At 71.4% G+C, this 8,099-nt stretch carries 8 protein-coding genes; 5 read left to right on the plus strand and 3 right to left on the minus strand.

The features are described 5' to 3' along the window. Positions 1-58: 58 nt before the first annotated feature. Positions 59-820, minus strand: coding sequence for a TrmH family RNA methyltransferase (locus AC1DP0_RS14050; protein WP_478085169.1), 762 nt, complete (start codon positions 818-820; stop codon positions 59-61). Between the two features lie 85 nt (positions 821-905). Between AC1DP0_RS14050 and AC1DP0_RS14055 the strand changes: the two genes are divergently transcribed. From AC1DP0_RS14055 to AC1DP0_RS14065, 3 genes are all read left to right on the plus strand, one after another. Next, a complete protein-coding gene (locus AC1DP0_RS14055; RefSeq protein ID WP_478085170.1) occupies positions 906-2,021 on the plus strand; it encodes an LLM class flavin-dependent oxidoreductase in 1,116 nt (371 codons plus the stop codon). Further along, a complete protein-coding gene (locus AC1DP0_RS14060) occupies positions 2,018-2,629 on the plus strand; it encodes a CE1759 family FMN reductase (RefSeq protein WP_478085171.1) in 612 nt (203 codons plus the stop codon). The genes AC1DP0_RS14055 and AC1DP0_RS14060 overlap by 4 nt, the downstream gene beginning before the upstream one ends. A gap of 94 nt (positions 2,630-2,723) precedes the next feature. After that, the gene (locus AC1DP0_RS14065) at positions 2,724-3,893 is read left to right on the plus strand and encodes a Tle-like phospholipase domain-containing protein (RefSeq protein WP_478085172.1); all 1,170 of its coding nucleotides are present in this window, start codon (positions 2,724-2,726) and stop codon (positions 3,891-3,893) included. Positions 3,894-3,946: 53 nt separating this feature from the next. Here the strand turns inward: AC1DP0_RS14065 and AC1DP0_RS14070 are convergent, their stop codons facing one another. Continuing rightward, the gene (locus AC1DP0_RS14070; RefSeq protein WP_478085173.1) at positions 3,947-4,330 is read right to left on the minus strand and encodes a GNAT family N-acetyltransferase; all 384 of its coding nucleotides are present in this window, start codon (positions 4,328-4,330) and stop codon (positions 3,947-3,949) included. A gap of 242 nt (positions 4,331-4,572) precedes the next feature. Here AC1DP0_RS14070 and AC1DP0_RS14075 point away from each other — a divergent pair, with 242 nt between their 5' ends. Together AC1DP0_RS14075 and AC1DP0_RS14080 are read left to right on the plus strand one after the other, a co-directional pair. Then, the gene (locus AC1DP0_RS14075; RefSeq protein ID WP_478085174.1) at positions 4,573-5,193 is read left to right on the plus strand and encodes an L-threonylcarbamoyladenylate synthase; all 621 of its coding nucleotides are present in this window, start codon (positions 4,573-4,575) and stop codon (positions 5,191-5,193) included. Positions 5,194-5,261: 68 nt separating this feature from the next. Then, positions 5,262-7,223, plus strand: coding sequence for an alpha-amylase family protein (locus AC1DP0_RS14080; RefSeq protein ID WP_478085175.1), 1,962 nt, complete (start codon positions 5,262-5,264; stop codon positions 7,221-7,223). Between the two features lie 318 nt (positions 7,224-7,541). Here the strand turns inward: AC1DP0_RS14080 and AC1DP0_RS14085 are convergent. Then, positions 7,542-8,099 (minus strand): DUF2332 family protein (locus tag AC1DP0_RS14085; protein ID WP_478085176.1); only part of this gene is annotated, 558 nt, incomplete at its 5' end.

Raw genomic sequence — 8,099 nt, forward strand, 5'->3', positions numbered from 1 at the left:
GGCGTGGCCCGGCCTCACGGCATACCTCATGGTGGTCGGTCGGACCGACCACCGAGCCTCAGAGGCGGGTGCGGCGGACCAGCTCGAAGCAGACGACGGCGGCAGCGGCGGAGACGTTGAGCGACTMGACGCCGGCCGCCATGGGGATCGACACCCACGTGTCGACGAGCGCGGCCACCTCGGGCGTCAGTCCGGCCGTCTCGCTGCCGAGGACGAACGCGACCGGCTCCGGCAGGTGGGCCGCGAACAGGTCGTCGTCACCGCCGGCGTCGAGCCCGACGACGTGGAAGCCCGCGCGCTTGAGGTCGGCCACGGCCTCGGCGGCCGTGAACGCCTTGAGGATGGGGGAGCGGAAGGCGACACCCGCCGAGGCCTTGACGACGAGCGGGTCGAGGGAGGCGACACCCTTGCGCGGGACGACGATGCCGTCGATGCCAGCCGCCGTGGCAGACCGCAGGATCATCCCGACGTTGGCAGGGGTCGTCACGCCGTCGAGAACGAGGACGGCGCGCAACGACGTCGCGTCGGCCTCGAGTGCAGCCTCGAGCGGACGCATCCGCGGCGCCACGACGTCGGCGAAGACGCCCTGGTCCTGTCGGCCGTTGCCGGCGAGCTTCTTGACGCGCTCGGCGCTCGCGTGCTGCACCTCGACGCCCCGGCGCCGCGCCGCCTGCTGGATCTCGCGCAGGCCGCTGCCGCGGGCCCCGTCGGCGATGACGACCTTGTCGACGTGCAGGTCCTGGTCGAGGAGCACCTCGTGGACGGGGTTGCGGCCGTAGACCGTGATGAAGCGGTCCTTGGGGGAGATGTCGGCGCTCACCGCGACAGGATGTCACAGCGGGAATGGGGGAGGACCCCGTGACGTTCGGTATGATTGAATCGTCAATCAAAAGGAGCTGGGACACATGCAGTTCGGGATCTTCACCGTCGGCGACGTCACCACCGACCCCACGACAGGCCGTACGCCCACGGAGCACGAGCGGATCCGGGCCACCGTCGCCATCGCCAAGAAGGCGGAGGAGGTCGGGCTCGACGTCTTCGCGACCGGACAGCACCACAACCCGCCGTTCATCCCGTCGGCTCCGACGACGACGCTCGCCTACATCGCCGCCCAGACCGAGCGGATCCTGCTGTCCACGTCGACGACCCTCATCACGACGACCGACCCGGTTCGGATCGCCGAGGACTACGCGACGCTGCAGCACCTGAGCAACGGCCGGATGGACCTCATGATGGGCCGCGGCAACACCGGCCCGGTCTACCCGTGGTTCGGCAAGGACATCCGCGACGGCATCCCGCTGGCGATCGAGAACTACGCCCTGCTGCACCGCCTGTGGCGCGAGGACGTCGTCGACTGGCAGGGCAAGTACCGGACCCCGCTCCAGGGCTTCACGTCGACGCCCCGCCCGCTCGACGGCATACCCCCGTTCGTCTGGCACGGCTCGATCCGCAGCCCCGAGATCGCCGAGCAGGCCGCCTACTACGGCGACGGCTTCTTCTCCAACCACATCTTCTGGCCGGCCAGCCACACGAAGCAGATGGTGCAGCTCTACCGTCGCCGCTTCGAGCACTACGGGCACGGCAGCGCCGACCAGGCCATCGTTGGCCTCGGCGGGCAGGTCTTCATGCGAAGGAACAGCCAGGACGCCGTGCGCGAGTTCCGGCCCTACTTCGACAACGCGCCCGTCTACGGCCACGGCCCCTCGCTCGAGGAGTTCACCAGCCAGACGCCGCTCACCGTCGGCAGCCCGCAGGAGGTCATCGAGAAGACGCTCGGCTTCCGGGAGTACGCCGGTGACTACCAGCGCCAGCTGTGGCTGCTCGACCACGCGGGTCTTCCGCTCAAGACGGTGCTCGAGCAGCTCGACATCCTCGGCGAGGAGGTCGTGCCGGTCCTCCGCAAGGAGTTCGCCGCGCTAAAGCCCGCCCACGTGCCCGATGCCCCGACCCACGCGAGCCGGCTCGCCGCCGAGCGCACGCCCACCCCGTCCACCGACGCCACCCTGGAGGTGACGAAGTGAACCCGTTCCACATCGCCGTCATCACGGCCGGCGTGACCCAGCCGTCCTCGACGCGCCTGCTCGCCGACCGCCTGGCCGAGGCGACCGTCCGGGCGCTCGCGCCCCGCGAGGTCGTCGTCGAGGTCGTCGACGTCCGCGACGTCGCGCACGACCTGACGAACAACGTGCTCACCGGATTCGCCTCCCCGGACCTGCAGGTCCGTCTCGACGCGATCGCCGAGGCCGACGCCGTCATCGTCGCAACGCCGGTGTATGCCGCGTCGTACAGCGGGCTGTTCAAGATGCTCATCGACGTGCTCCCCAAGGACACGCTGCGCGACACGCCGGTGCTGCTCGGCGCCACCGGGGGGACGGCCCGGCACTCGCTCGCCATCGACCACGCCCTCCGGCCGCTCTTCGCCCACCTCGGCGCACTCGTGGCCCCCGTCGCGGTCTTCGCGGCGAGCGAGGACTGGGGCAGCGTCGACGCCGGCCGACTCGGAGAGCGCATCGAGCGCGCGGGCACGGCCTTCGCGGCCCTGCTCGCGGGGCAGCCCCGCGCGCGCCGGGTCGACCCCTTCGAGGACGTCACGCCCTTCGAGGCGATGCTGACCGACCTCCGCGGCTGAGCGCTCCTCGCGTACGACACGCGGAGGAGTGCTCCCCATGGACCGGTCGGCGCGGTGCCACCTACCGTGGGGCCACCGTCGACAGGAGGAACGCGTGCTCTACCGCCAGGGTGCTGACCCGGAAGCCCTCGACCGCGCCGCCCGCGAGCTGACCGCGTGCGCAGGCGAGGTCGAGGTGATCCGCGCCAACGGCACGAGGGCCCTTGTCGTGCTGGGCCGCTCATGGGGTGGCGCAGATGCCGATGCGGCCCAGGAGCGCTGGCGCTCCACCTCGAGCGCGCTGTCGTCGCTCGGCTCGGCCCTCGACCGGATGGCCGCACGGCTCACCGCCAACTCACGCGCCCAGCGATCGGCCAGTGGCGGCACCGGGAACCTGCTCACCCCGGGGCCGTTGCTGCCGTTCGGGCTCGGCGGGTCGGCCACTGTCGGTGCCGAGGCGACGGCTCAACCGCCCTTCGCCGACGGTCTGCGGGGCACCAGACCCCAGGAGATCGACCTCGAGCTCGCGGAGCTGGCCAAGGGCGTCTACGACGGCACGGGCACCGACAGCTTCGACGCCCTCGACGCCTCGCAGCTCGAGGCACTGGGGATCGATCCCAGGACGCTCACGGGTCCGGGCGGCTTCGCCGCGAACAGCTATCGCGACGCGAACGGCGACTACGTGCTCGCCTTCGCGGGTACCGACCCGACCAGCGTCAACGACTGGGCGAGCAACGCCCAGCAGGGCATGGGCTACCTCAGCGCGCAGCACCTCCAGGCGATCGCGCTCGCCCAGCACCTCGCCAGGGCCGTCGGCAGCGAGAACATGGTGCTGACGGGGCACTCACTGGGCGGCGGTCTCGCGAGCACGGCCTCCGTCGCGACGGACGTCCCGGCCGTGACGTTCAACGCGGCGGGCGTCCATCCCAACACGGTGCTGGCCGCCGCCGCCCTCGGTCACCACGACGCAGGACTGTCGCAGGGTCAGGTTCGCAACTACCACGTGCGTGGCGAGATCCTGACGACGCTGCAGAACCCGCTCGGGTCCTTCGTCGACCACGTGCCCATCGTCGGTGACGACCCGCTGCCCAACGCCCTCGGCACCCAGATCGCGCTCAACCCAGCGAAGGGTCCCGACCTGCACCCCTCACCCTGGGGACTCGTCAGTCCCGTGATCGGGGTGGCCGACACCGTCAAGGACCTGGGCGGCTATGCCGTGGGCCTGCACCAGACTCCGTCGGTCATCGAGGCCATGCAGGCCAGCACGTACTTCGGCAAGAACTGACGCGGCCTGTCGGGCGGCCCGTGCCGGGTCGGAGAAGGCTCGCAGGGAGCCGGTCAGTCCGCTGCGGCCTGCGCGGCGCGGCCAGCAGCCTCCTCGACCGCCTGCCGATCCGCGGGCGTCGGTGCGACGACGTGGGCGGCATACGGCTCCGGGTGCCGCCGCAGGTAGAGCGAGATGTAGGGGCAGACCGGCACGATGACACGACCGGCCGCCACGGAGGCATCGAGCGCCGCCGCAGCGAGACGGCTGGCCAGGCCCTGCCCCTCCCTGTCCTCGGCGACCTCGGTGTGGAAGAAGACGACACGGTCGGCCTGAGCGGCCTTGCCGGGCACGACGACGTAGCTCGCCAGCCCGACGAGACGGCCGGCGTCGCGCACCTCGAACCGCTCGCGCTCCGGGACGTCGACGGTCTCGATGTGCTCCGCGTCCTCGCTCATGGGCCCAGCATCGCGCACCGCAGGGGTGTGCTCAAACGCGACGGCTGTCAGCGGGCCCAAGCGCGAGGCCTGCCGATGACGCTGCGGATGGTGCTGCAGGTGGTGGGGTGATCACCCCCCCACCTGCAGCACCACCGGCGACATCATCGGGCCGCGGGCCAGCCGGACGGTTCCGCAAGGCGCTCCGCCGCCATTGCGGCCCCAGGAGACGCGGGCGGGGCCGCGCATGGCAGGGTGAGGGCATGGCGAAGTACTTCGACGTCCACCCCGTGGACCCCCAGCCCCGGGCCATCGGCCAGGCGGTCGAGATCCTGCGATCCGGCGGCCTCATCGCCTACCCGACCGACTCGTGCTTCGCCCTCGGGTGCTCCCTCGACAACCCCGAGGGCAAGGAGCGCATCCTGCGGATCCGGCATCTCGACGACAAGCACCACTTCACGCTCGTCTGCGCCGACTTCGCCCAGCTCGGCCAGCTCGTGCACCTCGACAACTCGGTCTTCCGCGCCATCAAGGCGGCGACGCCGGGTCCCTACACCTTCATCCTGCCCGCGACGAAGGAGGTGCCCCGGCGCCTGCTCCACGCGAAGAAGAAGACCGTCGGCGTGCGCATCCCCGAGCACCCGGTCGTTCGCGAGCTGCTGCGCGCCCTGGGGGAGCCGATCCTGTCGAGCACGCTACTCCTGCCCGACGACGAGGAACCGATGACCGAGGGCTGGGACATCAAGGACCGGCTCGACCACGTCATCGACGCCGTCATCGACTCGGGGGAGTGCGGCCTCGAGCCGACCACCGTCGTCGACTACTCCGACAGCTACCCGGTGGTCACGCGCGTCGGGGCCGGCGACCCGAGCGCCTTCGAGTAACCGCTCACCGCGCTGTCTCGCGACGGACGCCCCTGTCGAACCGGGCTCCGGTGCTGTTCAATCGGGCCATGACTTCAGGCGGCGAAGAGGCGCGACAGACCACGGAGTCGATGGGCTCCCTGCTGACGGGCCTCGACGGCGCGGACCGCGAGACCATGGAGCTGCGTCTGGAGCGGTGGTTCGACGACCTCGTCGCGGCCCTCCAGGTGCTCTACCCCGACCATGACGTGTGGGCGCTCGCCCTACGCCTCGTCGAGTCGGCCGTCACGGCCTTCGTCGCCCGGTCGCCCGAGCTGCGCCGCCTCGACCAGCGGCGCCTCCTGCGCCCGGACTGGCTGCAGCAGCCGGACATGTTCGGCTACGCCTGCTACACCGACCGGTTCGCCGGAGACCTCGACGGCCTGCGGAGCCGGGTGGACTATCTCCGCGACCTCGGTGTCAGCTATCTCCACCTCATGCCCCTGCTCCAGCCGCGCGAGGGCGACAACGACGGCGGCTACGCAGTCCAGGACTTCCGCACGGTCCGGGCCGACCTCGGCACCGTCGACGACCTGACCAATCTCGCGAGCGACCTTCGGGGGCAAGGGATCTCGCTGGTGCTCGACCTGGTGCTCAACCACGTGGCCCGAGAGCACGAGTGGGCTCGCCGGGCCCAAGCGGGGGAGCAGCGCTACCGCGACTACTTCCACGTCTACCCCGACCGCGTCATGCCGGACGCCTACGAGCGCACCCTGCCGGAGGTCTTCCCCGACTTCGCCCCGGGCAACTTCACCTGGGACGACGAGCTGCAGGGGTGGGTCTGGACGACCTTCAACGAGTGGCAGTGGGACGTCAACTGGGGCAACCCCGACGTGCTGGTCGAGTACGCCGAGATCGTGCTCCACCTCGCCAACCTCGGCGTCGAGGTGCTGCGCCTCGACGCCATCGCGTTCACGTGGAAGCGGCTCGGCACGAACTGCCAGAACCAGCCCGAGGTGCACGCCGTGACCCAGGCGCTGCGCACCGTGGCGCGGATCGCCTGCCCGGCGCTGGCCTTCAAGGCCGAGGCCATCGTCGGCCCGCGCGATCTCGTGCAGTACCTCGGTCAGGGTCCGCACGCCGGCCGCGTCAGCGACCTCGCCTACCACAACAGCCTCATGGTGCAGGTGTGGTCGATGCTCGCGACCGGCAGCTCCGGCCTGACCAAGCGAGCCCTCTCGGCACTGCCGCCGACGCCGCCGAGCGGCACGTGGATCTGCTACGTCCGGTGCCACGACGACATCGGGTGGGCCATCGACGACGGCGACGCCGCCGCCGCGGGGCTCGACGGCCACGCTCACCGCCGCTTCCTGTCGAACTGGTATGCCGGGGACGAGCCGGGCTCGTGGGCCCGCGGGCTCGTCTTCCAGCACAACCCCGCCACCGGCGACAAGCGGATCAGCGGCACGGCGGCTGCCCTGACTRGCCTCTCGGACGCGGAGCTGCGCGGCGACGAGGGCGGGGTGAGCCTCGGCCTCGCGCGGCTCTTCCTCGCGCACGCCGTGGTGGCCGGCTGGGGCGGCATCCCGGTCGTCTGGAGTGGTGACGAGCTCGGCATGCCGAACGACCCGGACTGGGCGCGGGAGCCGGGTCACGAGGACGACAACCGCTGGGCGCACCGCGAACGGATCGACTGGGCGCTGGCAGCGCACCGCGACGATCCGGGCACGACGGCCGGCCGGGTGTTCGCCGGCCTGCGGCACCTCGCGGCGGTGCGCGCCGGGCTGCCCCAGCTGCACGCGTCGGCGCAGACACGTGTCGTCCTCGAGACCGGCGACGGCGTGCTCGTCGTCGTGCGCTCGCACCCGAGCGGGGCGATGGTCTGCGTGTACAACGTCACGTCCTCATGGCAGACCGTCGAGATGCGTCACGTCAGCGACGCCGGCATCGTGCACCCCTTCGACGCTCTCGGCGGCCATCCCGTCTTCGGCGGGGCGGACGGCCGCGCCTCGTTGAGCCCGTATGCCGCCTGGTGGGTCGTCGAGGCACCGGTGGAGGTGCCGCACACCTGACGCATCCGCGTCCTTGGTTTTGGTTTTGTGTAACAACCTTGGCCAAGGAGCTGGAGTGCATATGACGACGACTTGGCCTGCACTCGGCTCGCGAAACCATGCCGTGGCAGCCCGTCGAGGGCCTGCTCGAGCACTCGAGACGGGCGCGGAGAGCCAAGCCGTCGTCCTACGAGGCCGCCGCCGTGCCGACGATCGCCGCTGCCGCGCTCGTCCTCTCGAGCGATCTCGCCGACGACCTTGACGACGCCTACGCGGCCGCTCTCGGCCAGCGCCTGCGGTGCCGCCGAACTGCAGCGGAACCCGCGAAATCCCTTCGGATCAGGGCGGACTCGCAGATCCGGTCAGGGCATCGATGGCTGCCGGGTCGACGTCGACCCAAGCGCCGTGCGGGTGGCAGGTGCCCAGGGCCACGGGCGCGAGCTCCACCCCGGCGCGCCACCGGCTCAGACCGATGACGGTGTCGCCGTCGACGGCACCGTCGGGAACCGGCACCCCCGGGACGCACCCTGGTGGCTCGGCACTCAACCAGGTGAGGTCCGGCACGTCGTGCGCGAGTGACCGCAGGTGGCTGACGAGCTCGCCGCGCCGCGCAGGGTCGAGGTAGGTCAAGGCCCAGGAGGTCAGCACGACGACATGGGCCCCGGGCCCGGTCCGGGCGCGCGCCCGCTCGGCAGCCTCAGGGAGGCCCTCGACCATGTCGCCGCGGAGCACGTCCGGCGGATCGCTCCGCATGACCTCCCGCGCGGAGCGGAACCGTTCGATCCGGCCGGGCACCTCGGGCCACAGGCAGGCCTCGAGCCACCGAACGGCCTGATCGTCGTCGAGGTCGACGGGTGCGACGTCGAGTCCGACCTGACCCCCGACGGTCGGCAGGCC

The sequence above is a fragment of the Terrabacter sp. P5_B1 genome, assembly GCF_056400505.1.

What these genes read in the sequence shown, in the direction of transcription:
- AC1DP0_RS14055 (WP_478085170.1), top strand. Translation starts at nt 906, where the DNA reads ATGCAGTTCGGGATCTTCACCGTCGGCGACGTCACCACCGACCCCACG.
- AC1DP0_RS14070 (WP_478085173.1), bottom strand. Translation starts at nt 4,330, where the DNA reads ATGAGCGAGGACGCGGAGCACATCGAGACCGTCGACGTCCCGGAGCGC.
- AC1DP0_RS14075 (WP_478085174.1), top strand. Translation starts at nt 4,573, where the DNA reads ATGGCGAAGTACTTCGACGTCCACCCCGTGGACCCCCAGCCCCGGGCC.